Source organism: Pseudomonas sp. NY11955 (genome assembly GCF_048068035.1).
Taxonomy (GTDB): domain Bacteria; phylum Pseudomonadota; class Gammaproteobacteria; order Pseudomonadales; family Pseudomonadaceae; genus Aquipseudomonas.
Genome location: NZ_JBLUPS010000008.1, coordinates 137,983 through 163,325, shown reverse-complemented (window position 1 = coordinate 163,325; position 25,343 = coordinate 137,983). Strand labels below are relative to the sequence as shown.

General features: G+C 61.8%; 25 protein-coding genes. 15 read left to right on the top strand and 10 right to left on the bottom strand.

Translation table 11 applies throughout. From position 1 onward, the window contains the following. Window positions 1-9: 9 nt before the first annotated feature. Window positions 10-1,059 (top strand): GlxA family transcriptional regulator, encoded by a 1,050-nt coding sequence (locus ACNFBR_RS16770; protein WP_416735955.1) that lies wholly within the window; start codon window positions 10-12, stop codon window positions 1,057-1,059. Window positions 1,060-1,098: 39 nt separating this feature from the next. On the opposite strand, the gene ACNFBR_RS16765 is transcribed toward ACNFBR_RS16770, so the two are convergent. After that, window positions 1,099-2,046: a choline ABC transporter substrate-binding protein gene (locus tag ACNFBR_RS16765; protein ID WP_416735954.1), complete on the bottom strand. Its 948-nt coding sequence runs from the start codon at window positions 2,044-2,046 to the stop codon at window positions 1,099-1,101. A 53-nt stretch (window positions 2,047-2,099) separates the two neighbouring features. Further along, entirely contained in the window at window positions 2,100-2,849 is a 750-nt protein-coding gene (locus ACNFBR_RS16760; RefSeq protein WP_416735953.1) for a class II aldolase and adducin N-terminal domain-containing protein, read from the bottom strand. A 204-nt stretch (window positions 2,850-3,053) separates the two neighbouring features. Between ACNFBR_RS16760 and ACNFBR_RS16755 the strand changes: the two genes are divergently transcribed. Beyond that, a complete protein-coding gene (locus ACNFBR_RS16755; RefSeq protein WP_416735952.1) occupies window positions 3,054-4,523 on the top strand; it encodes an aldehyde dehydrogenase family protein in 1,470 nt (489 codons plus the stop codon). Window positions 4,524-4,684: 161 nt separating this feature from the next. Further along, on the top strand, window positions 4,685-5,461 hold the full coding sequence (locus tag ACNFBR_RS16750) for an ABC transporter substrate-binding protein (protein WP_416735951.1): 777 nt from the start codon (window positions 4,685-4,687) through the stop codon (window positions 5,459-5,461). Window positions 5,462-5,498: 37 nt separating this feature from the next. Here ACNFBR_RS16750 and ACNFBR_RS16745 read toward each other — a convergent pair whose 3' ends face one another. Then, the gene (locus ACNFBR_RS16745) at window positions 5,499-6,428 is read right to left on the bottom strand and encodes a LysR family transcriptional regulator (RefSeq protein WP_416735950.1); all 930 of its coding nucleotides are present in this window, start codon (window positions 6,426-6,428) and stop codon (window positions 5,499-5,501) included. Between the two features lie 210 nt (window positions 6,429-6,638). Here ACNFBR_RS16745 and ACNFBR_RS16740 point away from each other — a divergent pair, with 210 nt between their 5' ends. Genes ACNFBR_RS16740 through ACNFBR_RS16715 form a run of 6 tightly spaced genes read left to right on the top strand, consistent with a single transcriptional unit; the run spans window position 6,639 to window position 11,959 of the window. Continuing rightward, window positions 6,639-7,301 (top strand): amino acid ABC transporter permease, encoded by a 663-nt coding sequence (locus ACNFBR_RS16740; protein WP_416735949.1) that lies wholly within the window; start codon window positions 6,639-6,641, stop codon window positions 7,299-7,301. Beyond that, window positions 7,298-8,059: an amino acid ABC transporter ATP-binding protein gene (locus ACNFBR_RS16735; protein WP_416735948.1), complete on the top strand. Its 762-nt coding sequence runs from the start codon at window positions 7,298-7,300 to the stop codon at window positions 8,057-8,059. The genes ACNFBR_RS16740 and ACNFBR_RS16735 overlap by 4 nt, the downstream gene beginning before the upstream one ends. A 55-nt stretch (window positions 8,060-8,114) precedes the next feature. Beyond that, on the top strand, window positions 8,115-9,443 hold the full coding sequence (locus ACNFBR_RS16730) for an aspartate aminotransferase family protein (protein WP_416735947.1): 1,329 nt from the start codon (window positions 8,115-8,117) through the stop codon (window positions 9,441-9,443). Then, on the top strand, window positions 9,440-10,120 hold the full coding sequence (locus ACNFBR_RS16725; protein WP_416735946.1) for a CoA transferase subunit A: 681 nt from the start codon (window positions 9,440-9,442) through the stop codon (window positions 10,118-10,120). Before ACNFBR_RS16730 ends, ACNFBR_RS16725 begins: the two co-directional genes overlap by 4 nt. After that, window positions 10,095-10,748, top strand: coding sequence for a 3-oxoacid CoA-transferase subunit B (locus tag ACNFBR_RS16720; RefSeq protein WP_416735945.1), 654 nt, complete (start codon window positions 10,095-10,097; stop codon window positions 10,746-10,748). The genes ACNFBR_RS16725 and ACNFBR_RS16720 overlap by 26 nt, the downstream gene beginning before the upstream one ends. 14 nt (window positions 10,749-10,762) lie before the next feature. Next, complete coding sequence (locus ACNFBR_RS16715) at window positions 10,763-11,959, top strand: thiolase family protein (protein ID WP_416735944.1); 1,197 nt, start codon at window positions 10,763-10,765, stop codon at window positions 11,957-11,959. Between the two features lie 97 nt (window positions 11,960-12,056). Here ACNFBR_RS16715 and ACNFBR_RS16710 read toward each other — a convergent pair whose 3' ends face one another. After that, window positions 12,057-12,464 carry a DUF2000 family protein gene (locus ACNFBR_RS16710; RefSeq protein WP_416735943.1) on the bottom strand — a complete coding sequence of 136 codons (408 nt, stop codon included), beginning with the start codon at window positions 12,462-12,464 and terminating at the stop codon, window positions 12,057-12,059. Between the two features lie 107 nt (window positions 12,465-12,571). Beyond that, the gene (locus tag ACNFBR_RS16705) at window positions 12,572-12,955 is read right to left on the bottom strand and encodes a tautomerase family protein (protein ID WP_416735942.1); all 384 of its coding nucleotides are present in this window, start codon (window positions 12,953-12,955) and stop codon (window positions 12,572-12,574) included. 169 nt (window positions 12,956-13,124) lie between these two features. Between ACNFBR_RS16705 and ACNFBR_RS16700 the strand changes: the two genes are divergently transcribed. Next, entirely contained in the window at window positions 13,125-13,571 is a 447-nt protein-coding gene (locus tag ACNFBR_RS16700; protein ID WP_416735941.1) for a MaoC family dehydratase, read from the top strand. A 4-nt stretch (window positions 13,572-13,575) separates the two neighbouring features. Next, a complete protein-coding gene (locus ACNFBR_RS16695) occupies window positions 13,576-14,181 on the top strand; it encodes a TetR/AcrR family transcriptional regulator (protein WP_416735940.1) in 606 nt (201 codons plus the stop codon). A gap of 200 nt (window positions 14,182-14,381) precedes the next feature. On the opposite strand, the gene ACNFBR_RS16690 is transcribed toward ACNFBR_RS16695, so the two are convergent. Next, on the bottom strand, window positions 14,382-14,789 hold the full coding sequence (locus ACNFBR_RS16690) for an ACT domain-containing protein (RefSeq protein ID WP_416735939.1): 408 nt from the start codon (window positions 14,787-14,789) through the stop codon (window positions 14,382-14,384). Window positions 14,790-15,194: 405 nt separating this feature from the next. Then, window positions 15,195-16,163 carry a LysR substrate-binding domain-containing protein gene (locus ACNFBR_RS16685; RefSeq protein WP_416735938.1) on the bottom strand — a complete coding sequence of 323 codons (969 nt, stop codon included), beginning with the start codon at window positions 16,161-16,163 and terminating at the stop codon, window positions 15,195-15,197. Window positions 16,164-16,286: 123 nt separating this feature from the next. Here ACNFBR_RS16685 and ACNFBR_RS16680 point away from each other — a divergent pair, with 123 nt between their 5' ends. Together ACNFBR_RS16680 and ACNFBR_RS16675 are read left to right on the top strand one after the other, a co-directional pair. Next, on the top strand, window positions 16,287-16,922 hold the full coding sequence (locus ACNFBR_RS16680) for a glutathione S-transferase family protein (protein WP_416735937.1): 636 nt from the start codon (window positions 16,287-16,289) through the stop codon (window positions 16,920-16,922). A gap of 13 nt (window positions 16,923-16,935) precedes the next feature. Beyond that, window positions 16,936-17,961 (top strand): LLM class oxidoreductase, encoded by a 1,026-nt coding sequence (locus ACNFBR_RS16675; protein WP_416735936.1) that lies wholly within the window; start codon window positions 16,936-16,938, stop codon window positions 17,959-17,961. A gap of 95 nt (window positions 17,962-18,056) precedes the next feature. Here the strand turns inward: ACNFBR_RS16675 and ACNFBR_RS16670 are convergent, their stop codons facing one another. The 3 genes from ACNFBR_RS16670 to ACNFBR_RS16660 form a co-directional block, all read right to left on the bottom strand. Then, the gene (locus tag ACNFBR_RS16670; protein WP_416735935.1) at window positions 18,057-20,474 is read right to left on the bottom strand and encodes a TonB-dependent siderophore receptor; all 2,418 of its coding nucleotides are present in this window, start codon (window positions 20,472-20,474) and stop codon (window positions 18,057-18,059) included. Window positions 20,475-20,586: 112 nt separating this feature from the next. Beyond that, on the bottom strand, window positions 20,587-21,528 hold the full coding sequence (locus tag ACNFBR_RS16665; protein ID WP_416735934.1) for a FecR family protein: 942 nt from the start codon (window positions 21,526-21,528) through the stop codon (window positions 20,587-20,589). A gap of 49 nt (window positions 21,529-21,577) precedes the next feature. Beyond that, window positions 21,578-22,078 carry an RNA polymerase sigma factor gene (locus ACNFBR_RS16660; protein ID WP_416735933.1) on the bottom strand — a complete coding sequence of 167 codons (501 nt, stop codon included), beginning with the start codon at window positions 22,076-22,078 and terminating at the stop codon, window positions 21,578-21,580. A 392-nt stretch (window positions 22,079-22,470) separates the two neighbouring features. Here ACNFBR_RS16660 and ACNFBR_RS16655 point away from each other — a divergent pair, with 392 nt between their 5' ends. After that, window positions 22,471-23,808 carry a DUF1254 domain-containing protein gene (locus ACNFBR_RS16655; RefSeq protein ID WP_416735932.1) on the top strand — a complete coding sequence of 446 codons (1,338 nt, stop codon included), beginning with the start codon at window positions 22,471-22,473 and terminating at the stop codon, window positions 23,806-23,808. 42 nt (window positions 23,809-23,850) lie between these two features. Continuing rightward, complete coding sequence (locus tag ACNFBR_RS16650; RefSeq protein WP_416735931.1) at window positions 23,851-25,338, top strand: DUF1254 domain-containing protein; 1,488 nt, start codon at window positions 23,851-23,853, stop codon at window positions 25,336-25,338. Window positions 25,339-25,343 lie beyond the last annotated feature (5 nt).

The following is a 25,343-nucleotide window of genomic DNA, read 5'->3' as shown; positions in this document are numbered from 1 at the left end:
GGTGCAATCATGAAGCGATCCGAAACCCTTGACCTTCAGTGGCAGGGCCCTGCCAGCCCGCCGCTGCGCATCGGCATCCTGTTGCTGCCATCGTTTTCCAACTTCGGCCTGGCCTCGCTGATCGAGCCGCTCTCGATCGCCAACTGGCTGGCCCAGTGCAACCTGTTCCAATGGACCCTGCTTTCGGTGGACGGCCAGCCGGTGCCCGCCAGCAACGGCCTGCTCGCCGGCGCCCAGGCGGGCATCGGCGAGCACAGCGAATTCGATGCCTGCGTGGTGATCGCCAGCTTCGATGTGCACCGCCATGCCCGCAACCCGGCCCTCAAGGCCTGGATCAAGCGCCAGGCGGCTTTCGGCGCGGTCATGGTCGGCATCGAAACCGGCACCGAGCTGCTGGCTGCGGCAGGTGTGCTCGACGGCCACCCGGCCGCCGTCCATTGGGACAACCTGCAAGGTTTCCAGGAAAGCTACCCCAGGGTGCAAGCCTGCGCGCAGCTCTACTCGCTGGGCCGCAAGCGCCTGACCTGCGCGGGCGCCACTGCGGTGCTGGACATGCTGCTCAGCTGGCTGGAGCGGCTGGCCGGTGGCAACCTGGCACGCGAAGTGGCCATGCACATGCTCATCGAGCAGGTGCGCGAGCCGCAGGTCCAGCAGGCCGAAGGCTATCGACGCAGCCTGCATGCCCAGGCCAGCAAGATGGGCCGGGCCATCGAGCTGATGGAGCAGCACCTGGAAGAGCCGCTGAGCTGCGAGGCCATCGCCGAGCGGGTGGCGCTGTCGCGGCGCCAATTGGAACGCCAATTCATGCAACACACGGGCCTGACGCCGCTGAAGTACTACCTCAGCCTGCGCCTGGCACGCGCCCACAACCTGCTGCAGCAAACCCGCATGAGCGTGGCCCAGGTTGCGGCCAGTGCAGGCTTCGGCTCGCTGGAACACTTCTCCCGCGCCTACCGCGCCAAATTCGGCTGTGCACCGAGCAGCGACCGCTCGCAGAGCTTGAGCGCGCCGGTCATGCGCCAGCCGTTGGGGCATGACCGGCAGCCGTTGGCGATTTGATGCCCGGCCCTGGGGCGCAAGGCGCCCCAGGGCCATACGCTACAGCCCGAGGTAACTGCGCACCGCCGACGCCCCGGGCTGGCCATCGAAGGTCGTCACCCCCGCCAGCCAATTCTCCAGCACCTGCGGATTGCGCTTGAGCCACTCGCGCGACGCCAGCGCGGGCTTCTGTTTGTCGTTGAGGATGGCCCCCATGATCTGGCTTTCCATCCCCAACTGAAACTCCATCCGAGACAGCAACGCACCCACGTTCGGGCATTCCTGGCCGAAACCTTTGCGGGTATGGGTGTCGACCACCGCGGCACCGTAGTTCGGGCCGAACGCGGCATCGCCACCATTCAGATAGCGCATCGCTAGCTGGGTGTTCATCGGGTGCGGCTCCCAGCCCAGGAACACGATCGGCTTTTTCGAGCGCACCGCCCGGCGTACTTCCACCAGCATGCCAGCTTCGCTCGAATCGACCAGGCGGAAACCCTTGAGGCCATAGCTGTCCTTGTCGATCAGGCCCTGAATGATTTGGTTGCCATCATTGCCTGCCTCGATGCCGTAGATGCGCCCTTGTAGCTCGTCCTTGAACCGGGCGATGTCCTCGAAACGCTTGAGCCCGGCCTCATAGGCGTAGTCCGGCACGGCCAGGGTGTATTTGGCACCGGTGAGGTTGGTACGTACCCGCTCGACGCTGCCTTTTTCCAGAAAAGGCGTGGAGATCGCCGCCATCGACGGCATCCAAGCGCCGAGGTAGACGTCGATGCTCTTCATTTCCATGGCCTGGTACGCCATCGGAATCGACAGCATCTGCGTCTTGGTCTTGTAGCCCAGGCCTTGCAGGACGGTGGTCGCCAGCCCCGTGGTGGCGGCGATGTCAGCCCAGCCGACCTCCGCGAAGTTCACGGTCTGGCAGGCGGCGGGCTCACCGGCCTGGGCGGTGGCGATGGACGCGAAGAGCAGCGATGCAGCAAGCACGGACACGGGTGTTTTCTTTGGCATGCGAGCGACTCCAGAACGGTTCAGGGTGGGCGTGACAAGGCATGGGCGCATGTTCAGGCGCGGTAATCCGGCTCCTGCTCATCGAGCATTTCCTGCAGCGCAGCGAAATGGCGAGCGGCGAAATCCGGATATTCAAGCCATTGCCGGGCTGTCTTGCGCGCCACGGCATCGCTGGCGATACGCAGCGGGCGGCCGCTGGCAAGCGCGGTGAGGTAGAGCTCGCAGGCCCGTTCGAAGTAGTAGAGGTCGTCGAAAGCCTGGGCCACGCTTGGGGCTGCCACCAGCACGCCGTGGTTGCCCATGAGCAGGATCGGCTTGTCGCCCAGCTGGCGACTCACTCGCTCGGCCTCATCCCCCAGCCCCATGCCGTCGAAGCCCTCGTCGATGGCTACGCGCTCGAAGAAGCGCATGGCATTCTGCTCGATCGGTGGCAGGCGCGAGTCGGCCAAACAGGCCAAGGCGGTGGCGTACTTCGAGTGCACATGCAAGATGCAGCGCGCGTGCGGATGCCGCCGGTGCAAGGCGCCATGCAAGGCCCAGGCAGTGATGTCCGGCGCCCCAGGGCGCTGCAAGGCAGAGGGGTCGTCGGCATCGAGCAGCAGCAGGTCGCTGGCGCGGATCCTGGAAAAATGCCGGCCATAGGGGTTGATCAGAAAGCGCCGGCCATCCTCGGAAACGGCCAGGCTGAAATGGTTGGCGATTGCCTCGTGCATCCCTAGGCGGGCGGTCCAGCGAAATGCGCAGGCGAGCTCGACGCGGGCTTGGGCATGGGCGTCCAGAACAGCGATGGATGGGTTGTGCATGGCAGCTCCTCGGGTGGCTGGCGCGCCCCTCGGGGACGCGTTCATACCCTCCGAGTCTAGGGACGGCGACGCGTTTGACTTGATGCGATGCGACCTGCCCTGTCGCGAACGCACGCAGCGCAGGCGCTGTCGTATTTCGTCAAGTTCGCCCCCCGAAGCCTGGCTATGGTACGGCCCATACCTAGGCAAGCCAGGAGACTCAGCGTGTCCCATCAATCGCTTTTCATCGCAGGGCAATGGCGTGAGCCGCACAGTGGCCGCTATCGGGAAATCATCAACCCTGCCGACGAAACCCTGCTGGCCCTGGCACCAGAGGCCGGCACCGAGGATGTCGACGCCGCGATCGAAGCCGCCCGCCACGCCTTCGACCATGGCCCGTGGCCACAGCTGCCACCGAGTGAACGCAGCGCTTGGCTACTGCGCATCGCCGCAGCCATCGAAAACGATGCCGCGCAACTGGCGCGCCTGGAAACCCTCAACACCGGCAAGACCCTCGGCGAAAGCGAGGCCGATATGGCCTGCGTGGTGTCCACCTTCCGCTACTATGCCGGGCTGCTTGAAGCACGCACCGATAGCGCTCACCCGCATGCACCCGACCACGTCATCAGCGTCACACGCCATGAACCGGTAGGGGTCTGTGCGTTGATCGTGCCGTGGAACTACCCGCTGCTGCAAACCGCCTGGAAACTCGCGCCCGCCTTGGCCGCGGGCAACACGGTGATTCTCAAACCCAGCGAGCTGACGCCGCTGAGCGCCCTGCACCTGGCGGCTTTGCTGGCCTCCCTGGCGCTGCCTGCCGGGGTGTTCAACCTGGTGTGCGGCGACGGCACCGTAGGCCACCACCTGGCGCTCAGCGACCGGGTGGACATGCTGTCGTTCACCGGTGGCGCCCAAGCCGGTGCCAAGGTGATGCAGGCCGCCAGTGGCAACTTCAAGCGCTTGGCACTGGAGCTCGGTGGCAAAAACCCGAACATCGTATTTGCCGATGCCGACCTCGACGTGGCCCTGGACCAGGCGCTCAACGCCGTGTTCTTCAACGCCGGGCAAGTGTGCTCGGCCGGCTCGCGCCTGCTGTTGCAGGCCTGCGTGCATGACCGTTTCGTCGAGCGCCTGGCCGAACGCATCGACGCCATTGTCCTCGGCGATGGCTTCGACAGCCGCTCGCGCATGGGCCCTCTGATATCGGCGGCCCAGCGGGATCGCGTGCAGTCGCTGATCCAGGCGGCGCAAAGCGAAGGTGCCCGCCTGCGCGCCGGCGGCCGGCGTCCCACGGATGCGCATCTGCAAAAGGGGTTCTGGTTGCGCCCTACCCTGCTCAGTGACGTGCAGGCCGACATGCACATCGCCCGCGAAGAAATCTTCGGCCCGGTGATCACCGTCGAGCGCTTCACCGACGAGGCCCATGCCGTGCAGTTGGCCAACGATACGCCCTATGGCCTGGCGGCCGGGGTCTGGACCGGCGACCTGGGCCGCGCCAACCGCATGGCCCGGCGGCTACGGGTTGGGACACTGTGGGTGAACGACTACAACCTGGCATTCCCCCAGGCGCCCTGGGGCGGTTTCAAGGCCAGTGGCATCGGCCGCGAGCTATCGGCGACGGGCCTGGAGGAATTCAGTGAACTCAAGCATGTGCTCCTCAACTGCGAACCTCGGGCGTTGAACTGGTTTGCGTGAGGGCGTTTTCAAGGCTTGCTCTCGGCGCACGGTTCCAGGTGCGCCGGCGGCATGCTTAGCAAAACGATTCATATGATTGAAAAACAACATAGATTGACGCGATAAGAGGCGATTGAAACACTCCTGGCGCCTTCCTCACCCAACACCGGGAGCTATGCACCATGACAAGAACAATGCGCGCCCTCGCCAGCCGACTACTGCTGGCCAGCACCTGCCTCCTGCCACTGCTCGCCCAGGCCAGTGACCTCGACAGCATCAAGCAGAAAGGCGAACTGAGCTTCGCCCTCACCGGCAAATACCCACCGTTCAGCTTCATCGACATGGACGGCAAATTGCAGGGCTTCGACGTCGACATCGGCGGTGGCGTCGCCCAGCGCCTCGGGGTGCAGGCCAAACCGGTCACCACCGCCTGGGATGGCATCATCGGTGGCCTGCTGGCCGGCAAGTACGACGCCATCATCGGCAGCCTGGCAATCACCGACGAACGCATGAAAGCCGTGGACTTCTCCGAGCCCTACTATCTATCCGGCGCGCAACTGTTCGTGCGCAAGGACAGCCCGCTACAAAGCATCGACGAGATGGACGGCAAGGTGATCGGCATCACCCTGGGCGAGACGTATGAAAGCTGGCTGCGCGAACACAAGCCGAACGTCACCCTGAAGACCTACAAGGGCTTGCCGGACATCTTCCTCGACCTGCAGAACAAACGCCTGGACGGTTTCGTCACCGACAAGATCGCCGGCCTGCTGACCATCCGCGACCGCCATCTGGACGCGCGCCCGGCTGGCGCCCTGCTCTACCCGGAGAAGATGGGCATCGCCGTGCGCAAGGACAGCCCCGAGCTCAAGGCCGCGATCAACGCGGCGCTCTCCGACATCGACAAGAACGGCACCTACAAGGGCATCAGCGAGAAATGGCTAGGCACTGACATTCGCTGAAGCGTGACCTCGCAGCGGGCGGCCGCAACCGCCCGCTTCACGCCGCCGGCAGGCGCAATGCCCCGGCACAATCCTCACGCTGCAACATCGCCTCGACCACCTGCCCCAACGCCAAGCGCACGTCGCCCACCAGGCGATTGCTCTTCAACTCCTGCTTGTACACCAGGTAGAAGTTGAACCATTGCTCCAAGGCGAATGGGCGGCTGACCAGCTTCGGGTTCTCGCACAGGTCCGCCGCAGTAATGGCGTTGACCAGGCTCAGCCCACCGCTCAACTCGATCATCGCGCCCATGCTGGACAAGCTCGACTGCAACTCGTGGCGCAACAGGCGACGCAAGCTGTTGTCGCGGTAGATCAGGTGGTCCGACTGGATCGGCTTGATCAGCGTCTGGCCGTCGAGGTCGGCCAGCGCCAGCTCCGTCTTGCTCGCCAGCTCACTGGCGGCCGGCATCAGCACGCGCATGCGCGCCGACACCATGGGCGCGAACAGCAGGTTGGGCTCGTGCACCTCATAGGAAACCAGTGCCATGTCCAGGCGCCCGGCCTCCACTTCGGCGATCAGCCGGCCGCTGGCCGCCACGTCCAGCGACACCGCGATACCCGGATGGGCCTGCAGATAACGCTGCACCAGGCTTGGGCAGAAGCGATGTCCGAGGCCGGGTGCGCAACCCAGCTTCAGCGACGCTACCCCGCTGTCCTGCAAGACGAACAGGTCCTCTTCGATACGCGCCAGATTGCCCATCAGCAGGATCGCCTCGTTGAGCATGTAGCGCCCGGCAGCGGTGATCTGCAGGCGCTGGTTCTCGCGGGCGAACAGGCGGATCTTCAGCGCCTCCTCCAACCGTGCCAGCGCGTGGCTCACCGCCGACTGGGTGAGCCCCAGCTGCACCGCTGCCTGGCGGGTCGAGCCGGTGGTGGCGATGGCATGGAAAATTTCCAGGTCGCGCAAGCTGAATTCGGTACGCATGGTCGCAAACGCCTTGGTCGGTCAAATGATGAAAAAAGATCATAAATTGACGCTGTTTTTTGTCAATGCGAGACTCGTTTCGTGTTCAAGCATGGCTGAAACCCGCTTGTACAGCGGCGCTAAGCCAGAACACCTGGGTATTAAAATAATTTGTAGGAACAACCATTCGTTTATCACGGATGGCTCCAGAGACCCAACCCGAGAATAAGAATGTTCGATTTCAATCTGGTGCTCCACTACCTGCCGATGCTGCTCAAGGCAGCCGGCATCACCGTCGAGCTGACCCTGCTGGCCATCGTCTTCGGCCTGCTGATCGGCCTGCTCGCCGCCCTCGCCCGCCTGTCACGGCATCCTCTGCTGCGCTGGATCGCTGGCGGATACATCTGGCTGATACGCTCGACGCCGCTGCTGGTCCAGTTGTTCATCATCTACTTCGGCCTGCCGCAGTTCGGCCTCGAACTGTCGCCCTTCACCTCAGGCGTGATCGGCCTGGCACTGAACGTCGGCGCCTACAACGCCGAGACCATCCGCGCCGGCATCCAGGCCATCCCCCACGGGCAGGTCGAGGCCTCGCGTTCGCTGGGCTTCGGTACCGTGCGCACAATGCGCCTGATCATCCTGCCGCAAGCCTTCAAGCTCATCGTGCCGCCACTGGGCAACAACCTGATCATCCTGATCAAGGACACCTCGCTGGTCTCCACGATCACCCTCGCCGAACTGTTCATGCGCACCCAGCAACTGGTGGGCGCAACATTCAAGCCATTCGAGTTGTACTTCGCCTGCGCACTGATCTACGCGCTGCTGACCACCATCACCAGCCTGCTGCTGCAACTGTTCGAGCGGCGGCTTCTGCTCAAGGGAGGACGGGCATGAACCGCGCCGACGTACAGATCCAGCTGAAAGACATCCACAAGCACTACGGCCCGCTGGAGGTGCTCAAGGGCATCGACCTGGACGTGCGCAAGGGCGAGGTGATGGTGCTGATCGGCCCCAGCGGCTCAGGCAAGAGCACCCTGCTGCGCTGCGTGAACATGCTCGAACAGCCGACCAGTGGCGAAATCCTGTTCCGCGGCCAACTGATCAACGACCGCCAGCGCAGCCATCGTGCCCAGGAAAAGTACCTCAACGGCCTGCGCATGAAAGTCGGCATGGTGTTCCAGCACTTCAACCTGTTCCCTCACCTCACGGTACTGGAAAACATCACCATCGCGCCGACCCAGCTGCTGGGAATCGACCCGCGCCAGGTACGTGCCGAAGCCGAGGAACTGCTGGACAAAGTCGGCGTGCTGGACAAGCGCGACGTCTATCCCGGCAACCTCTCCGGCGGCCAGAAGCAGCGGGTGGCCATCGCCCGCGCGCTGGCGCTGAAGCCAGACGCGATGCTGTTCGACGAACCCACCTCGGCTCTCGACCCGGAAATGGTCGGCGGTGTGCTGACGGTCATGGAAAGCCTGGCCCGCAGCGGCATGACCATGATGGTGGTGACCCACGAGATGCGCTTCGCGGAAAAGGTCGCCGACCGCGTGGTGTTCATGGCCGACGGCAACATCGTCGAGCAGGGTACGCCACAGAACGTGTTCCGCATGCCACAGCAGCAACGTACCCGCTCGTTCCTCGCCGATATCGGCTGAGCCGCCTCGCACCCAGGGCGCCCCCATGCATGGGCGCTCGCCACCAGGAAACCCTATGTCCGACTACCTGTTCTACCAATCCTCCGCGCGCCTGCCGACCGTCACCCGCGCCCAAGGCATCTATGCCTGGGACGAGCATGGCCAGCGCTACCTGGACGCCTGCTCCGGCGCCATCGTCGCGCAACTCGGCCACGGCCACCCGGCGGTGCGCGAGGCCATGCTGGCGCAACTGGACAAGGTCGCCTTCGCCTACCGCACCCAGTTCGAGAACCAGCCCGCGCTGGACCTCGCCGAGCGCCTGGTGAAGCTCACCGACAAACGCTTCGACCGGGTGTTCTTCTCCTCCGGCGGTTCCGAGTCGGTCGAGTCCGCGTTGAAGATCGCCCGCCAGTACTGGTACTGCAAAGGCGAGCCGCAGCGCAGCATCTTCATCAGCCGCAAGCCGGCCTACCACGGCTCGACCATGGGCGCGCTGGCGATGACCAGCTACACGCCGCTGACCCAGCCTTTCGAGCCCATGTTCCAGCACTACCCGAAGATCGCCTCGCCGAGCCAGTACCGCGTGCCCGCCGGCCTGAGCGCCGAGGCCTACGCCGTGGCCTGCGCCGACGAGTTGGAAGCCGCGATCCTGGAAGTCGGCGCACACAACGTCGCCGCCTTCATCGCCGAACCCATCGGCGGTGCCAGCACCGGCGCGCAAGTGCCGCACGACGCCTATTTCCCGCGTATCCAGGCGATCTGCAAGCGCCACGGCATCCTGCTGATACTCGACGAAGTAATGACCGGCATCGGCCGTACCGGGCGCTGGTTCGGCTACGAGCACTGGGACGTTCAAGCAGACATCCTGTGCCTGGCCAAGGGCCTGGGCGCCGGTTACTACCCGGTGTCGGCGGTGCTGACCCGCGCCGAACTCACCGACCCGATCCTCGCCGCCGGTGGTTTCCAGCACGGCTACACCTATGCCGGCAACCCGTTGGCCAGCGCCACCGCCCTGGCGGTCATCCAGGCCATCGAGGACGAAGGGCTGGTGGCCAAGGTGGCCGAGAACGGCGCCTACCTGTTGGCACGCCTCAAGGAACTCGGCTCACGCTACGAATTCGTCGGCGATGTGCGGGGTCGTGGCTACCTGCAGGCCGTCGAGTACGTCGCCGACCGTGCCGGCAAGACCCCCTTCCCACTGGCGGCCAACGTCAGCGACAGCATCACGCGCCTGGCCCGCGAACGCGGCCTGATCATCTATCCACGTCGCTCGCTAATGGGCGAACAGGGCGACCACACGCTGATCTCACCGCCACTGATCACAACCCGCTCGCAGTGCGACGAAATCGTCGAACTGCTTGGTGCCACCTTCGACGCCTTCCAGGCGCAGCAGGCCAGCCGATGAGCAAGCAGTGTTCACTGGAGCAGGCCGTCGCCGGTATCGCCGACGGCAGCAGCATCATGGTCGGCGGCTTCGGCTCGCCCGGCACGCCGTTCTCGCTGCTGGAGGAGCTGGCACGACAAGGCAAGCGTGGGCTGACCATCATCAAGAACGACGCCAACCAGGACGGCTACGGTGTGTCGCGGCTGATCGAGGCAGGGGCAATCCGCAAGATGATCACCACCCACCTCGGCCTGAGCGGCGCGGCGCGGCGGGCCTTCACCAGCGGTCAGCTGGAAGTGGTGTTCGTCTCCCAGGGCCTGTTCGCCGAACGCATCCGCTGCGCCGGCGTCGGCCTGCCGGCCTTCCTCAGCGACATCGAGCTTCCCGAGGAGCTGGGTGACCAGCGCCAGGCAGTCACCGTCGACGGCCGCCAGCTGTACGTCGAGCCAGCACTGCGCGCCGACTACGCCTTCATTGCCGGGCACTGCGCCGACCGTACCGGCAACCTTCGCTACCACGGCAGCGCGCGCAACTTCGGCCCGCTCATGGCGATGGCCGCCGACTGCGTGATCGCCGAGGTTTACGACCTCAGCGAAACCGCGCTGCCAGCCGACAGCATCCACACCCCCGGCATCTTCGTGCACCACCTGGTCACCGTCACAAGGAGCTCCCATGAGTACCAGCCCATCGCTCGCTGACCCGCGGGAAGTCATCGCCCGTCGGGCCGCGCGGGAAATCCGCGACGGCCAGTTGGTGAACCTCGGCATCGGCCTGCCGACGCTGATCCCGACCTACGTACCGCACAGCATCCAGGTGTGGATTCATTCGGAAAATGGCATCGTCGGCGTCGGCCCGCAGGCCGGCATAGACGACCTCGACGCCGAGCTGATCGACGCCGGCGGTGGTTATGTCACCCTGGTGCCGGGCGGCGCTATCGTCGACAGCGCCACGTCTTTTGGCATCATTCGCCGCGGCCTGCTCGACATCACCTTCCTCGGTGCCCTGCAGGTCTCGCACCACGGAGACCTGGCCAACTGGCTGGTACCGGGCAAGATCGTAGCCGGCATCGGCGGTGGCGCAGAGCTGGCGCAAAAGGCCCGCCAGGTGATCGTCACCATGCCGCACTGCGACAAGGACGGCCAGCCGAAGATCGTCGAGCGCTGCAACCTGCCACTGACCGCAAAACGCTGTGTCACCCGGATCATCACCGAGTACGCAGTGTTTGACATCGACAACGAAGGCCTGCTCCTGCGCGAAATCCTCGGCGACCTGAGCCTTTCACAACTGCGTGAAATCACCGCGCCCTTCCGCGACGCCCGCCCCTGATCCGGACTGCCACCATGACCACTAGAAGCAACATGGCGTACATCGCCGGCTACGCCCGCACGCCCATCGGCCGCGCCTACCGTGGCGCTTTCAACGACACCGACGCCCCCACCCTGGCCGCCTTCGCGCTGCGTGCGCTGCTGCAACGCAGCGCTATCGACCCACGGCTGATCGATGACGTGATTCTCGGCTGCGCCCTGCCAGAGGGCTCGCAGTACTACAACATCGGCCGCATGGCGGCGCTGGCGGCGCAGCTGCCGGTACGTACCCCGGGCATGACGGTGGATCGCCAGTGCGCCTCCGGGCTGATGGCGTTGGTCATCGCCAGCCAGCGCATCCAGGCCGGCGACGCCGAGCTGATCCTGGCAGGCGGCGTGGAGTCCATCAGCCTGGTGCAGAACGCGCACATGAACGTCTATCGGCGTCACGACCGCCAACTGCTCGAACACCTGCCGGCAGCCTACATGCCGATGGTGGAAACCGCCGAAGTGGTCGCCAAGCGCTACGCCGTCAGCCGCGATGCACAGGACGCCTTCGCCTTGCTCAGCCAGCAGCGCGCCGCGGCGGCCCGCAGTCAAGGCCTGTTCGCTGCCGAGATCGCCGCCGTACACACGGTACAGCGCATCGACGACCGCAGCAGCGGCGAGCAATCCTTCGTCGAGGTTCAGGTGACCCAGGACGAATGCCCCCGCCCCACCACCAACGCCGAAGGCCTCGCGGCACTGGCACCGGTGTTTGCCGATGGCTCGGTCAGCGCTGGCAACGCTTGCCCCCTCTCGGATGGCTCGGCCGCTTGCCTGGTGGTTTCGCACGAGCAGTTGCAACGCCATGGGCTTCAACCACTGGGACGCTTGGTCAGTTGTGTAGTGGAAGGCTGCGCGCCAGATGAAATGGGCATCGGGCCGGTACCTGCGATCCGTAAGCTGCTGCAACGCAATCGCTTGACGGTGGACGACATCGACCTCTGGGAAATCAACGAGGCCTTTGCTTCCCAGGTGCTGTACTGCTCTGAGGCCCTGGGCCTTCCGGCCGAACGACTGAACGTCAACGGCGGCGCGATCGCCTTGGGGCATCCCTACGGCATGAGCGGCACCCGCCTGGCTGGCCATGCGTTGCTGGAAGGTATTCGCCGCAAGGCGCGTTACATCGTGGTCAGCATGTGCATTGGCGGAGGACAGGGAGCGGCAGCGCTGTTCGAATGCCTCCATTGAATTGCACCCCATGGTCCCGCTGCCCTTCATGAAGGGCAGCTACGGCGGTCAGGATGGTCACGCGCTGCGCAACGAGGGGTGCTTGAACGCCGGGCGACTATTTATGCAGTGAGAGACCTTTGATCGCCTTGTCGACGGCTTTCTTCGGACCACGCAGAGCGATGCCGACGAAGTCCATGCTGGCAGGGTCCTGCGCAAGGAACACCGCTCTGTTCGCTTCGTCATGGCCGGTCGAGAACATGGCGAACACATAGGGGAGCATGGTCAATTCGCGCTCCAGCCCCACACGATGGGCGTGCTGGATTTCCTCAAGGCTGGCTTCGAAAATCAGCATTGGCTGGCCGGACATGTTTCCGTAAACGTGACCGTTCGCATCCACGTAAGGCTCACCCATGACCTCTGGCGCGGCCGATGGGATGCCGGTGGCCAGAAACGCAACAACATTCATCCTCTGCCACATGGCAAGGTCATTACGGACGAGGATGGCTACTTTGGTGTCGAACATTGCGTACTCCTTCAAAACTGGACCGTGATGATGGAGTCGATAGCAGGCTTGAGTCTGTTAGATTTGTGCACAACCGCTGATAGGCAGCCGGCGTAAGGCGGCACGGGTTACTCAGCGTATTGAGCAATGCCGTTGCCGAACGACCAATTCTCCCTTTTGACCTCCACCAGACTGATGAAAACATCCTCAAGGCGTACGCCCACCTGCTCGTTGAGGCCCGTGGCGATCGTTTTATAGAGCAGTTTCTTTTGCTCGGTCGTACGGCCTTCGTTGAGCGTAATCTGAATGAATACCTGGTCGTCCGAGCGCTGTATTCCCAAGTATTGCGGGTCGTTCACCATGTGGTTTCCATCGTGCTCGGCGAGGACCTGGAAGTTGTCATGCTCGGGAACGCTGATGGCGTCTCGCATAGCCTGATACACGATTCGCCCCAATAGCTGGATGCGCTGCGGATCGCTGTGTCTTCTGGTGTCGATACGAACCAAGGGCATGAATTGGCCTCCTCGTAAGTGCCACAAGCGCGGGGGTTGGCGTCTGCAGCGGTGGACACGGAAAGGGGGAAAGCTGATTTGCCAAATTAAGATAGTGGCCATAATCTATTTTGACAAGCGAACGTGAACTCAACACCCAGCACATTTCCTCGAGCGCATGGAGTCAACGATGGCTGAACCTATCTACCTGGAAGACCTGTCCGTGGGCGATACTTTCCTAAGCGACCATTACCCCTTGGATGCAGAGCAGATCGTTGGGTATGCAAAGACGTTTGACCCGCAACCTTTTCACTTGGACCAAGACGCCGCGAAGGACACATTCTTTGAAGGCCTCGCAGCAAGCGGTTGGCAGACTGCGGGCATTACCATGCGTTTGCTGGTGGCAAGCCTGCCGCTTGCACGAGGTATCATCGGTGCAGGCGCGGAAATAGCGTGGCCTCAAGCGACACGTCCTGGAGACGTGCTACGTGTCACTAGCAAGATTCTCAGCATCACGCCGTCTCGATCCAAACCAGATAGAGGAATCGTGGTGGCCGAATGCATTACTTCCAATCAGCGTGACGAGGTCTTGCAGCGAATGGTGACCAAGATCTTGTGCTTCAAAAAAACAGGGTGACAACGTGGGACGCTCATCGCAGTCCAAGGCCAAAGAGAACCGTGCCCAGATAGTACAGACAGCTTCACGCCTGTTTCGTGAGTCTGGAGTCGAAGGTGTGTCCGTGGCGCAAATAATGGCCGCCAACAACATGACCGTGGGTGGTTTTTACAAGCACTTCGATTCCAAGGACGCCTTGATTGCCGAGGCATGCTCGATGGCGTTCGATCACGCCCTTGACGCATGGGAGGATGTCTACAATCGAGCGGATGCGGCGGCGCAGGATCGAGCGGCTTCCTTGGTTCGTCAGTATCTTCGCAATAGTTCTGCCAAGCGTCGTTGCCCGCTTCTGGCCTTTGCCTCAGGCGTATCCACTGGGGAGGTGAGCCAGTCAGGTGCTGAAGCTTACGAGACCGGTGCAAAGCGCCTGCTGGATAAGTTCTTGGATGAACCCGCGGGTGATAGAGACGATTCAACCCAGTCGAAAGCGGTGGACAGCGAAGCTTTGGTGATTTTTGCCGCCATGATCGGGGCGCGCTTGCTGGCTCAGTCGGTAGGGAAAAGCCCTTGGATTGAAGCGATGGAAGCTGCTATCAACCTCGCGGCCACGAGACATCGCAAGCCGGGTTGAAGCCGCTCGGCCCAATCGTTGCCTATCAAGCGTGACCGTCTGCTGTGCGTCCTCACGTCAGACGGAATTTTTTCTAATCACACAGGTTTACCCCCACACGAGCGTTTTGTGTGATCTAGGTAAACCTTTATTGACCTAAAACAAACGCTCACCCATGGCAAAAAGCGCCAATAGGCAAACCGGAAGCACCATGGCCAGGGCTAACTGGATTCGCCTGCACGAGATAAGGCTTGCAGGACATCGATGGCTTTAGCCGCATCATCCTTGGCCACAAAAATATGATCATGATAGAAGGCTGCGATCACGTTGCAACTGATGTCAGCCTTTCCGAGTGCGGTCGCGAATGCGGCCGTCAAACCCACCGCATCAAGCGCCGAGTGGATCGTGAGCGTGATCCAAGCTGCCACAAAATTGTACTCAAGGCCCAGTGCATCAGCGCGTTCGCGTTCAATGATTACAGTTAAGCCTTCTTTTTCGCGGAATGTACCAAGCACATCGGTACCCTGAAGCGCAGACGCGTCCGCTACTGTGCAGAACACAAAGTCGCCTTCATTGAGGACTGGGCTCATGCCGCGTAGCAGAGCTGAGATCGATTTTTCGCCTGACATAGAATTATCCCCGTTTGAAAGACAGCAGTGTGCGTTCCAACCGTTCATTAGTTTAATCAATTTTACTCATTGTCGATTAGCTCTACTTATAGGCACCCGCCCAATTTACCTTGCGTCAATCAGGCTAGACCAGGCCTGAGAGGCACGATGGCAGGTTCGGATCGATTGCGGCCACTCGCGTCCGACAGCTCTCGACCCAAAGCTGCCAGTGAGCCGAACAGCAACCTTTGTGGGAGCGGGCGCGCCCGCGAAGAATCAAACACGTAGACTGGCACCGGCTGCGCCGGTGTTCGCGGCCACGCCCGCTCCCACAGAGTGCTCATAGCACTACGGCATCAGTTTTTTCAGCGTCTGCTTTGGGTCGAATGCGGCCACTCGCCTCCGGCAACTCTCGCCCCATAGCAGTCACTCGGATCTACCCACCCCAGGTTGCCTCACTTCAAAAGCGTGCTTGAGGCCAGAATCCGAGCCGTGCATATCTGGCGACGCCCCGGCTTCAACCTGCCCCAGCATCCAGTCGACGAACGCCCGCACATGCGGTTGCCCTAGCTTTTCCTCGCGAGCAACCAGGTAGTAAGCAAAGCGCGAAGGCCATGGTCGATCCACAGCCACCACCAGCCTGCCTTGGCGCAGGTCTTCTTCGGCATGCTGTGACTGCACAAGCGCAATGCCCTGGCCGCTGACCGCAGCGCGCATCAACAGTAGATCTTCATCAAAACTGGGACCTCGGCGACTGCGGTGTCCGGGCTCGACGCCGTGAGCCTGCAACCACAGCGTCCAATCAGCGCGATCGGCATCCTGCAACAGAGGGTAATGCAGGCAGTCCTGCGGCTCATCCAGCGCTGGGCCAGTGGCAAGCAAGCCAGGGCTGGCTACCGGAAGCAATACGGGTGCGAATAGCGGTATCGACTTCACTCCAGGGTAATCACCCAAGCCATGGCGTAGAGCGACGTCAACCGGGTCACGTTGCAGGTCGGCCAGTTCGGCTGTGGACTGCACGCGTACGTCGATCTCTGGGTGTAGCGCGTTGAAATCCGCCAAGCGTGGTATCAGCCAGCTGGAGGCGAACGAAGGCTGAGTGCTGATGTTAAGAGAGTTGGCACGGGTCAGCATGTCCAGATCGAGCAGCGCGCTTTCGATCTGGCCAAACCCGCGTGATAGCCCTGGATAAAGACGTTCACCTGCCTCGGTGAGTTGCACGCCATAACGGCTTCGAGTCAGGAGAGTGACACCGAGCCGGTCTTCCAACAGACGAATTTGCTGGCTGATAGCACCCGGCGTCACGCCCATGCGCTCGGCGGCGGCCTTCAGGCTACCCAGCCGCGTGGTTTCAGTGAAGGCTCGCAACGCGAGCAAAGGCAAAACTGCACCCATTAAACGCCAACCTTAGAAAAACTGATTTCATTGATAGGAATGATCGTTAGCAGGCCCGTAAATGTGCACTTAGCATGGCCACGAACGAACCTAACACGGATCAGTTTTATTAAGGTGAAAGGCATGCAGGAACCCGCACTTGTACTTTATACCGACAGCTCCCCTAATGGTTTCAAGATCACTATTGCTCTTGAGGAGCTGGAACTGCCTTATCGCCTCGTCCACGTGAACATCGACCTGGGCGAGCATCGGCAGGCTGACTTCTTGGCTCTTAACCCAGCAGGGCGCATTCCGGTCCTGGTCGACCACGCAGCGGGTATCGTCCTGTTCGAGTCGGCGGCAATTCTGTTGTATCTGGCGCAACACAGCGGCCAACTGCTTGAACAGGCCACGCAGCCGCGCTGGGAGGCGATTACTTGTCTGATGTACCACAGCGCGAGCATGGGCCCTTTGCTGGGGCAGCGTGTGCATTTCGAATGCTTCGAGGCCATACCAGACCCAATCGCGCAAAAGCGCTATCGCACCCTCACTGAAGACGCCTTCGCCCTTCTCGATCAGCAGCTTGCCACACGTAAATGGTTGGCCGGCGAAGCGTATTCGATTGCAGATATCGCCAGCTTCGCCTGGCTACACATTGCCGCGATCGTGGGCTTCGACTTCAGCGCCCATGAAAACCTCCGTCGCTGGTTCCGCCAAGTCGAGCAGCGCCCGGCGGTACAGCGAGGCATTCGTCTTCCCGCCCCGGCCACTGGCCCCTGACCAAGGACTGTCGATGACGCTCAACATCATCAAAGGCGCAAGCGCCGATACCTTCGCTCTGCATCCAGGTTACCGGCGCATGTTTGCCCATGGTCAGTTGACCCTGGGAATCTTCCTGCCACTTCGCTTCTATAACGGTGACATGGGTGTGCTTAATGGACAGGCGCGACTGGTCAGCGAAATCGACCACTTGGGTTTCGCCGCCGTATGGGTACGTGATGTGCCCTTGTACGACCCGGCTTTTGGCGACGCGGGCCAGGTTTTCGATCCTTTCGCCTACTTGGCCTACCTGGCAGCCCATACCCGCACCATCGCACTGGCAACCGGAAGTGCGATCTTTGCTCTGCGCCATCCCATCGACCTGGCCAAAGCTGCGGCCACTGTGGACTGCCTGTCAGGTGGCCGTCTGGTGTTGGGCATTGCCTCAGGCGACCGCCCTGTAGAGTTTCCCGCCTATGGCCTGGCCCATGACGAACGTGGGGAGCGTTTCGTGCAAAGCGTGGACTATTTCCGTCAGTTGCTGGCAGGTAGTTCCTTGCCAATCAACACGCCACTGGGGCGGCTTGATCGGGCGAGCCTGCTACCCAAGCCCGTCACTGGACGTATCCCTTTGCTGGTGACTGGCTCATCACGTCAATCCATACCGTGGCTCGGCGAGCAAGCCGACGGCTGGATTACATACCCGGGCACTACCCACAACGTCCTCGGTCCTCGTCGTCTGGCCGAAAAAATCCGGGACTGGCGAGCGGCCATTCCTGGAGGAGGCTTCCGACCGCATGTCACCAATGAATGGATTGATCTCGATGAAAACCCAGACTTCCCAAGAACACCGCTACAGGGTGGTTATGTATTGCGCACAGGCCGCAACGGGTTGATCGAACTGCTGCATGAGTGGCGCGAGGCCGGGGTCAATCACGCGGCTCTTGGCATTCAGATGGCACAGCGCCCAGTGCAAGAGGTGATCCAGGAGTTGGCGAAAGAAGTACTGCCACTCTTTCCATCGTTGGCAGGGCCAGAGGCCCATACGCAAAACTGGTAGCCATTACGCTGGCTACCCGTTTCAACGGAACGCCTAGCAGCCTACGCTAGCGTCCGATAGGGGTCGGACGCGACGAAAGCACAAGCCTGCCTCCCTCAAAAAACAGGCGTGTAACGCACGGTCAGCATCAGGTTGCGTGGGTCGCCGAAGCTGTTGGCGCCCCAGCTGTTGCTGATGTTTTGGTAATAGCGCTTGTCGAAGGCATTGTTCAGGTTGGCCTGCAATTGCCATGCTGGCGATGGCCGGTACGCGATCATGAAGTCGCTTACGCTATAGCCCCCCTGTTTCACCCCAAAGCCGGTGTACGCGCTGCTCTGCGTACGCCAGCCACCACCCACTGTCCAGCGCTCGAGCTCACCGGGTAGTCGGTAGGTGGTGAAGACTTTGAACAGGTTGTAGGGTGTCTCGCTGTCGAAACGCTCACCCTTCTCTGCCGAACCTGTGGACTTGGTGTACTCCGCTGCAGCGTAGGTGTAGCCAGCAGACAGCTGCCAACCAGGCGCCAGCTCTCCGCCCACCTCCATGTCCACACCGCGGGTTCGTACTTCGCCACTGGCCTCATAGCAGGCGCTGACGCCAGGGGCACATTGAGCGGACGGCAAGGATTTGGCGAGGTTTTCCTGCACAAGCTGGAATACCGCCGCGCTGGCGTTCAGCGCGCCACCGAAGTACTCACCCTTGATGCCGGCTTCATAGTTGGTGCCGGTGATCGGGTCCAGCAAGCTGCCGCTGGCGCTTTGTGCAGCCTGTGGCTTGAAGATCCGCGTCCAGCTCGCGTACACCGAGTAAGTGTCGTTCAGGTCGTAGATTACGCCGGCATAGGGGGTAAGTTCCCGGGTAGCCTTGTAATCGTCACCGAAGCTGTATTCACCTGAATGGGTAAGCTGCTCGTATTCGTACCAATCCAGGCGCGAGCCGAGAATCAGCCGCAGGTCGTCACGCAGATTGAAACGCACCGTGGCATAGGTACTCGATTGTTCCTCATGCCCGGTACGCGACCAGTTGTTGTCTATATCAGGCTTGGGATAGGCACCCGGTTCAAAGTGCTGCGGGTCGACGATCACATCCGAACCAATGCCCGGGCCGCCAGGGCCATCATTGGTTTCGTCGCGCCGCCAACTGGCACCGACGACCAGTTCATGGGTAGCGCCAAACAAGCTGAAAGGACCAGAAGCGTAGGTGTCCAAGCTCTTCTGGGTGTGCTGGTAGGTGTAGCGACCGATGTTCAGGTGGTAGGCATTGTTCTCGTCGGTGTAAAGACTGCCGCCGAGCATGTCCATGTCGCCGCGCAGCCAGGTGGCGTTCAGGCGCAGCTTCCAGTCATTGTCGAAGCGGTGCTCGACCTCGGCGAATGCGCTACGGTTCTTCTTGTTCCAGTAGGTCCAGTCTGGCGCGGTGCGCGTCGAACGTGAAAAGTCGAAAAAGCTGCCGTCGGGGTGGGTAGGCAACCCGTTCCAATCAGCGCCGGGGTTGTCTTCGCGGTTGTACCAGGCGCCAAGAGTGAGGGTGGTGGCCGGGTCCAGATCATATTCGGTGATGCCATAGAACAGCTGCCGCGTATTGCCATAGGCGTCGACGAAACTGTTGCGGTCCTGATAGGCGCCGACGAAACGGCCACGCAGGGTGCCGCTGTCGTTCAACTTATTGCTGACATCGACCTCCCCCCGATAGTCGTCCCACCGCCCCGCGCTGCCGGTAAGGGACAACTGCGGCGTCAGTGTCGGGCGCTTGCGTATCAGGTTGAGGGTGCCAGAGGGGTTGCCAGCCCCCACCATCAAGCCCGAGGCACCGCGTACCACTTCCACATGGTCGTACATGGCCAGCGTCGAGGTACCGAGGGTATCGCTGTCATAGGCCACGGGCAGGCCATCGATCATGATGTTGTCGATGGCGGACCCACGCGAATAGAACTCGGGGCGCTCGCCACCTGTCTTGCGCAGGGTCAGGCCTGGCGTGTAGGTGGCAATGTCCTCAAGCTTCTGCAGGTTCTGATCGTCCATGCGCTGGCGGGTCAACACGGTCACCGATTGCGGGGTTTCGCGCAGCGAGGTCGGCAACTTGGTCGCCGTCTGCATAGCCCCGGTGGTGTACGACCCGGTGTGCTCGCTGGTCATGCCCAGGCCCTGCCCCTCAATGGTGGTCGCGCCCAGCTGCACCGTCGTTTCGTTGTCGCTGCGTTGCTGCAGGTAGGCGCGGTTGCCATCGGCCATGACAAAACCCAGGCCGGTGCCGGCCAGCAGTTTTTGCAGCGCAACGCCAGCCGTGTATTGACCGTTTACCGTGCTGCTGGTCTTGCCGCGGGTCAACGCGCCGTCGGCGAACAGCTGGATGCCACTGCTGGCGGACCACTGCGCTATCGCGCTTTCCAGTGGCTGGGCGGCAATGCTGTAGGGGCGTGTTTGCGCCTGGGTGGCGCTGGCTGCGTGTGCTTGCGGCGGGGCGACGAGCGTGTAGACGCAACTCAAGGCGCTGACCAGCAGCAAAGGCTTGATGGGAGTGCTAAGGGTGGGCATTCGAATTTCCAGTCCGTCCTGATGGCAGTACTCGCAACTCATTCTCGTTTGCGATCAAGACTAATGACGGACCACCGGCGTAACACAACGACGCGGTTTTTCATTTTTTTCACTAGCGCTGAACGGGGCGTACCAAAGTAAGCCACGGGCCGAGCGTGGTGACACGAATCGGCAGGACGACCTGTAGGCTCTGCAACGCCGCATCAACCTCGCGGGCTTGTACCGCTGCCGTGACCCGCAATTGGGCGAGGCTGCTGTCGGTCAGCAGCAAGTGCGCGCGGGAATAAGGCTGCAGACGCTGCAACACCTGGCTCAGTGATTCGTCACGGAACACCAGGCGTTGCTCGCGCCAGGCCAATTGCTGGCCGAGGTCGACTCGGCGCAGTGCGCCGATGCCCTGTGCACCATAGTGCAAGGCCTGGCCTTCGCCGGCCTCGGCCTGCTGCTGCGCATGGCTGATGCGCACACTGTGCTCGGTCACCGTCACGTTCGCACCGTCCTCCAGCACCTGCACGTCGAACGCGGTACCCAAGGCGCGCACGTCGCCACCTGCGGCTTCGACGATGAAAGGTCGCGACGGGTTGGGCGCCACCTTGAACCAGGCTTCGCCCTGGTACAGGCGCAGGCGGCGCTCACCTGCGCTGAAATTCACGCTCAATGCGGATTGCGGCGCCAGTTGCACGGTAGAGCCGTCTTCCAGGGTCCAACTGCGGACCTGGGCCACGTCGGTGCGGTAATCTGCCCAGCGCGCGGGCGAAAGGGCGAACACCGTGACGGCCATCAGTACCGCCGCCGCGCTTGCCAACCCTATGGCCGTGCGCCTGGAAATGCGCTTGCGCAAGGCGCGGCTGGCGGCAACCTGGGCGTGGCCCGCCACCCCAGCCGCACGCCACACCTGCCGGGCGCGTTGCCAGGCAGCCGAGTGGCTGGGGTCGGCGGCAAGCCACTGCGCGAATGCCTCATGCTCGTCCGGTGTCGCCCCCGCATCCTGCAGGCGCACGCACCATTCAAGCGCCTGGTCCAAGGGGGTGTGGGAGTCGTGTTCGTTCATCATGCAAGCGCTGACAGGTCATAGTGAAAACGCACGCAGTGTAACCAGCCTTTCATGACATTGCCTTCTCGATGCGCTGCATAGCCTTGACCATCTGGGAAACCACGGTGCTTTTGGAAATGCCCAGGCGCTCGGCGACCTGTTGATGATCCAGCCCATCGATACGGCACAGGATGAAGACTTCGCGGCAGCGCGGTGGCAATTCGGCGATCACCTGCATCACCTGTTGCAGCTCGCGGCTCGATTCGGTCTTGCGCGCCGGGTCGAATTTGCCGTCCGGGATCATCTCGACCACCATTGGATCGGCCTGCACCTCGATGCCCAAGGCTTCACGCCGGCGGATATCCATGCCGAGATTGCGGGCAATGCGGAAGATATACGCCCGCGGGTTGCCGATACGCTCGCCTACCTTGCGGCTGGCCACGCGCAGCCAGGTTTCCTGGGTCAGGTCGTCAGCGATGGTGGTACTTCCGAAGTGACGCACCAGGTAGGCTTTGAGCGCTTCACGGTTGTCCAGGAAGGTCGATGTCAGATGATCGCGATCTTGCGGCATTCGCCAAGCGTCCTGCGCAGCGGCGGGGAATTGGCAGCACGGTATCATTTGTTGCTAACAATTCTCAACTGCATGCATTAAGCGCGACGTGTGGGCGCAATGTTGGCGTGAAATGATTATGCCGTGTCAGGCGCCCTCAGCCGTTCGCTGGCTAGACTTCGAATCGGTCCGGGAGCGAAACGCTGAGTGTGGACGTCGCCCTGCCGTTCGCCGTCATTCGCTTACGCGTTCCCTTCGCTTAATTACCAGCAAGGACGTCGACTATGCGAACGGCACAAACAGGCTTTTGCGCAGCCTTCTTGGTCTTGTCTCTCAGTGCTCCACTGGCTCAAGCCGCCGAGCAACCACAGCCAAACGCGCCGCAGCTCACCCAGCCCAGCGCCGATGCACTCATGCATCCGGAATATGTAAAAACCATCGCACGCATGGCTTACCTCTGGGGCTGGCCGATGGTCAACATGATCAACCGCTACGAGCGCATCACCAAGGCGCCCCACCCGGGGCTGCTAGGCGGCATCCTGCCAGCGGCGCCGCGTGGTCAGGTAGCCATGCTGCACGACTACATCACCCCTGCCGAAACTTTTGTCACCTGCCCCAACCAGGATGTGGTGTACGGCCTGGGCTTCTTCTCCCTGGACGATGAACCCGTGATCGCCCAGGTGCCGGATTTTGGCGAGCGCTTCTGGGTGTACGCCATGTACGACCAACGCACGGATCAATTCGGCGAACTGGGCAAACCCTATGCCAGCAAACCTGGTTTCTACCTGCTGGTAGGCCCGAACTGGAAAGGCGAAAAGCCCGACGGTGTGGAAGCCGTCATCCGCAGCCCGACAGCGCTGGCCAACACCATTCCGCGCGTGTTCATGGACGATACGGATGCGGATCGAGCCGCTATTCAGCAGCAACTCAACCAGGTCGTCTTCTACCCGCTCAAAGACTTTGACGGCAAGATGAAGACCATTGACTGGAAGAAGACGCCCGACATCCCGGTGCCCAATGCAGACAGCGCCAGCCAGGGTGAAACCAAATGGGTCATTCCGGAAAAATTCTTCGATCAATTCCCGCAAGTGCTGGACACCGTTGCGCCATTGCCAGGGGAAGAAGCCCTTTACGCCCAGTTCCGGCAACTCATGGCGATCGCCGCAAAAGACCCTGCCATCAAGAAACTGCTGGTCGAAGAAGCCAAGCTGGCCGACAAGGAGCTGGTCGCGCCGTTCTTCCAGTGGAAGCACAACGGCCACCCAGCGGGCAATGGCTGGAACCGCTCGACCAACAACGCCCAATGGGGCGTGGACTACTTCAACCGTACCGGCACCTCCAAGTCGAACATGTTCGACAACCGCCCCAATGAAACCCAGTACTACTACACCGACTTCGATGGCAACGGTGCTCAACTCAATGGGGCCCACAGCTACGAGGTCACCTTCGCCAAAGGTGAAGAGCCACCGGTGCAGGGCTTCTGGTCGCTAACGCTGTACAACCAGCACCACCTGTTCAGCGCCAATGCGCTCAATCGTTACTCGCTGGGCACCAAGAACAAAGACCTCAAGCGCAATACCGATGGTTCACTGACGGTCTACATCGGCCCGGTATCCCCCGGCAAGGAGAAAGAGAGCAACTGGCTACCGTCACCTAAAGAGCCCATCTCGCTGTACATCCGGGCCTACTGGGGCAAGGCGCCGATCCTGGACGCAAGTTGGAAGCCGCCAGTGATCAAGAAAATCAAGTAAATCTCGCGTTGCGATTCTTGCAATTGCGAAGGAGGCTGGTTGATGAACTCCATGCAACGGAAATTTACCCTGCCCACCCTGGCTATCGCGATGGCGCTCCTGCCGCTGGCGCAGGCGGCGGACCAGGCACCGGCCTCACCACTGATCAAGCAGATCAACAACGGCAACTGGCTCGAACCCAAAGAAGCCGAAAGCCTGCGTGATGAGCTGTACTACCAGAGGGCGGTCCACACCTACATGACCATGCTGCCGCTGCTGAACACCATCGGGATGAAAGACGGGTCGGAGAAAGCCTTCGGCGCCGGCTACAACGTACTGCCGATCTGGAAGCAGCGCATGGATGCACGGACCATGGTACCTACGCCGAATGCCGACGTGATCTACTCCATGAGCTACCTGGATCTGAAGCAGACCGGCCCGCTGGTGGTGAAGGCGCCCGCCAACGTCATCGGTATGTTCACCGACTTCTTCCAGCGCACGCTGACCGACGTCGGCGCCGTCGGCCCCGACCGTGCTCGCGGGGGCCTCTACCTGCTGTTGCCGCCGGACTACAACGGCCCCGTGCCAGGCGGCTACTTCCCGGTCAAGTCGCGTACCTACAACGTTTTCTTGTTCTTCCGTACCGTCATGGCAAAAGGCGATGGCAAACCCGACCCAGCACCTGCGGTGGCGAACGCCGAAACCACCCGCGTCTACCCGTTGTTCACCGTGGAGAAGGACGTGAAGCCGATGCAGTTCCCCGATGCCAGCGGCAAGGCACTTAACATGATGTATCCGGTCGATAACACGTACTGGACCAAGCTCAAGGCCTTCGTCGACTATGAGCCTGTGGAAGCCATCGACCCCGAGTTGCGCGGCGTGCTGGCCTCGATCGGCATCATCAAGGGCGAACCTTTCAAGCCTACGGCCAGGCAGGAGGAACTGCTGAAGAAGGCCGTGGAGACCGCGCCAAAGATGATCCTGGCCAACCGCCAACTGGGCCGTGAGGACAAACGCAACCTCTACTATTCCGATCGTCAGTACGAGAATACCTGGGCCGGCGGCACCAACGACTGGATGCAGGACAGTTACCTGGACATAAGCCAGCGCGCCAACTTCTTCCAGTTTGCCTACTCTTCGGCACCGGCCATGGTGATGCACACTACCGGGGCGGGCTCGAAGTACCCCTTCACCGGGCGCGACAAGGACGGCAAGTTTCTCGAAGGCGGCAGCACCTACAAGCTGCGTTTGCCTGCTAACCCGCCCGCTGCGTTGTTCTGGGCGGTGACGGCGTACAACATCACCGACGGCACGATGCCCGAAACGAAGCAGCTATTGCCCTCTACCAATGGCTACTACGACATTCCCAAGCAGGCGGACGGTTCCATAGAAATCTGGTTTGGTCCTGAAAAGCCGGCGCAAGTGGTTGATGCTGCCTTCATCCAGACCATCACGGGGCGTAACTTCCTGGTGGCATTGCGTTTGTACGGCAGTGAGGACGCCTTTTACGATCAGACCTGGAAACCGGACGATGTCGTTAAAGTCAGATGAGCATC

Excerpts from the sequence above, each read along its gene's own strand:
- ACNFBR_RS16680 (WP_416735937.1), top strand. The coding sequence starts at position 16,287 with ATGCAGGAACCCGCACTTGTACTTTATACCGACAGCTCCCCTAATGGT.
- ACNFBR_RS16700 (WP_416735941.1), top strand. The coding sequence starts at position 13,125 with ATGGCTGAACCTATCTACCTGGAAGACCTGTCCGTGGGCGATACTTTC.
- ACNFBR_RS16665 (WP_416735934.1), bottom strand. The coding sequence starts at position 21,528 with ATGATGAACGAACACGACTCCCACACCCCCTTGGACCAGGCGCTTGAA.
- ACNFBR_RS16710 (WP_416735943.1), bottom strand. The coding sequence starts at position 12,464 with ATGTTCGACACCAAAGTAGCCATCCTCGTCCGTAATGACCTTGCCATG.
- ACNFBR_RS16765 (WP_416735954.1), bottom strand. The coding sequence starts at position 2,046 with ATGCCAAAGAAAACACCCGTGTCCGTGCTTGCTGCATCGCTGCTCTTC.
- ACNFBR_RS16685 (WP_416735938.1), bottom strand. The coding sequence starts at position 16,163 with ATGGGTGCAGTTTTGCCTTTGCTCGCGTTGCGAGCCTTCACTGAAACC.
- ACNFBR_RS16690 (WP_416735939.1), bottom strand. The coding sequence starts at position 14,789 with ATGTCAGGCGAAAAATCGATCTCAGCTCTGCTACGCGGCATGAGCCCA.
- ACNFBR_RS16760 (WP_416735953.1), bottom strand. The coding sequence starts at position 2,849 with ATGCACAACCCATCCATCGCTGTTCTGGACGCCCATGCCCAAGCCCGC.
- ACNFBR_RS16730 (WP_416735947.1), top strand. The coding sequence starts at position 8,115 with ATGTCCGACTACCTGTTCTACCAATCCTCCGCGCGCCTGCCGACCGTC.
- ACNFBR_RS16725 (WP_416735946.1), top strand. The coding sequence starts at position 9,440 with ATGAGCAAGCAGTGTTCACTGGAGCAGGCCGTCGCCGGTATCGCCGAC.
- ACNFBR_RS16715 (WP_416735944.1), top strand. The coding sequence starts at position 10,763 with ATGACCACTAGAAGCAACATGGCGTACATCGCCGGCTACGCCCGCACG.
- ACNFBR_RS16650 (WP_416735931.1), top strand. The coding sequence starts at position 23,851 with ATGAACTCCATGCAACGGAAATTTACCCTGCCCACCCTGGCTATCGCG.
- ACNFBR_RS16770 (WP_416735955.1), top strand. The coding sequence starts at position 10 with ATGAAGCGATCCGAAACCCTTGACCTTCAGTGGCAGGGCCCTGCCAGC.
- ACNFBR_RS16750 (WP_416735951.1), top strand. The coding sequence starts at position 4,685 with ATGACAAGAACAATGCGCGCCCTCGCCAGCCGACTACTGCTGGCCAGC.
- ACNFBR_RS16735 (WP_416735948.1), top strand. The coding sequence starts at position 7,298 with ATGAACCGCGCCGACGTACAGATCCAGCTGAAAGACATCCACAAGCAC.
- ACNFBR_RS16745 (WP_416735950.1), bottom strand. The coding sequence starts at position 6,428 with ATGCGTACCGAATTCAGCTTGCGCGACCTGGAAATTTTCCATGCCATC.
- ACNFBR_RS16655 (WP_416735932.1), top strand. The coding sequence starts at position 22,471 with ATGCATCCGGAATATGTAAAAACCATCGCACGCATGGCTTACCTCTGG.
- ACNFBR_RS16670 (WP_416735935.1), bottom strand. The coding sequence starts at position 20,474 with ATGCCCACCCTTAGCACTCCCATCAAGCCTTTGCTGCTGGTCAGCGCC.
- ACNFBR_RS16660 (WP_416735933.1), bottom strand. The coding sequence starts at position 22,078 with ATGCCGCAAGATCGCGATCATCTGACATCGACCTTCCTGGACAACCGT.
- ACNFBR_RS16675 (WP_416735936.1), top strand. The coding sequence starts at position 16,936 with ATGACGCTCAACATCATCAAAGGCGCAAGCGCCGATACCTTCGCTCTG.
- ACNFBR_RS16720 (WP_416735945.1), top strand. The coding sequence starts at position 10,095 with ATGAGTACCAGCCCATCGCTCGCTGACCCGCGGGAAGTCATCGCCCGT.
- ACNFBR_RS16705 (WP_416735942.1), bottom strand. The coding sequence starts at position 12,955 with ATGCCCTTGGTTCGTATCGACACCAGAAGACACAGCGATCCGCAGCGC.
- ACNFBR_RS16740 (WP_416735949.1), top strand. The coding sequence starts at position 6,639 with ATGTTCGATTTCAATCTGGTGCTCCACTACCTGCCGATGCTGCTCAAG.